Source organism: Micromonospora sp. D75, assembly GCF_018070405.1.
GTDB lineage: Bacteria > Actinomycetota > Actinomycetes > Mycobacteriales > Micromonosporaceae > Micromonospora > Micromonospora chalcea.
In genome coordinates, this window is sequence record NZ_JAGPXV010000972.1 from 1 (window position 1) to 1,391 (window position 1,391).

Below are 1,391 nucleotides of genomic sequence, written 5' to 3' on the forward strand. Positions count from 1 at the left end.
GCGGACAGCGGGCCGGTCACCTCCGGGTGACCGGCCCGCTCCCGTGTGCTCGGGCGCCGATGTGGCACATTCTCCGTGGGGAGGTGACCACATGCCGATGGTCGGACCGGAAACGGCGGATCAGGCGCGGCTGCTGCGCCTGCTGCGCGACGACGGCCCGCGGTCCCGGGTCGAGCTGACCGACCTCCTCGGCCTGCCGCGGGCCCGGTTCGCCGCCGAGGTGGACCGGTTGACCGCGCTGGGCCTGGTGGAGAGCGCCGGCCCGGCTGCCTCGCGGGGCGGGCGACGGTCGTCGCTGCTGCGCATCGGCGCGCAGGTCCGGTTCGGCGCAGTGCTCGTCGGCGGCGGCACGCTGCGGGTCGCGCTCACCGACGGCGAGCTGAACCCGCTGGCCCGGCACGACGAGCCGGTGGACGTCCGGCTCGGCCCGGACGTGGTGGTCGGACGCATGGTCGAGCTGCTCGGCAAGCTGCGCGTCGAGGCGGGGCTGACGTCGCTGACCGGCGTCGGTGTCGCGCTGCCCGCGCCGGTCGAGGTCCGCGACGGCACGCCGGTCTCCCCGCCGGCCCTGCCCGGCTGGCACCGCTTCCCGGTACGCGACACGCTCGCCGCCGAGCTGGGCTGCCCGGTGCAGGTCGACAACGACGCCAACGCGATGGCCCTCGGTGAACGGCACGCCGGCACCGGCCGCCCGTTCGACGACTTCCTCGCCGTCAAGCTGGGCGACGCGGTCGGCTGCGGGCTGGTGCTCGCCGGTTCGCTCTACCGGGGCGCGGCCAGCGGGGCCGGCGACATCGGCCACCTCCAGCTCAGCGAGGACGGGCCGCTCTGCGGCTGCGGCAACAACGGGTGCGTCGAGGCGTACTGCGGGGATGCCGCGCTGGCGCGGGAGGCGGTGACGGCCGCGCGGGCCGGGCGCTCGACGGTGCTCGCGGACCGGCTGGCCGCGGCCGGGACGCTGGCGGTGGCCGACGTGGCGGCGGCGGCCACCGAGGGCGACCCGGCGGCGCAGACCATCGTCCGCGACGCCGCCCGCCGGCTCGGGCAGGTGCTGGTCGGGCTGGTCAGCTTCGTCAACCCGGCCATCGTCATCATCGGGGGCGCGCCGGCCGGGATCGGGCCGGTCCTGCTCGCCGAGATCCGGGGCGTGGTCTACCGGCGCTCCACGCCGCTGGCCACCGGCAGCCTGCCGATCGTCCTGTCCGACCTCGGCGACACCGCCGCCCTGATCGGCGCGGCCCACCTGGTCAGCACCCAGACCTACGCCGCCCGCTGACCCCCGCCCTCACCTCACCCCGTCGATCTTGCACTTGCGGCCCTCCCGAGACGGGCATAAGCGGCATCACGTGGGCCGCAAGTGCAAGATCGCGAGCGCAGGAGGAGGGTCAGTC

The 1,391-nt window shown here is 76.2% G+C and carries 1 protein-coding gene; it reads left to right on the top strand.

What is annotated here, in order from left to right; all coding sequences use genetic code 11:
* Positions 1-91: 91 nt before the first annotated feature.
* Positions 92-1,276 carry an ROK family transcriptional regulator gene (locus tag KBX39_RS31215; protein ID WP_210874002.1) on the top strand — a complete coding sequence of 395 codons (1,185 nt, stop codon included), beginning with the start codon at positions 92-94 and terminating at the stop codon, positions 1,274-1,276.
* The last annotated feature ends 115 nt before the right edge of the window (positions 1,277-1,391 follow it).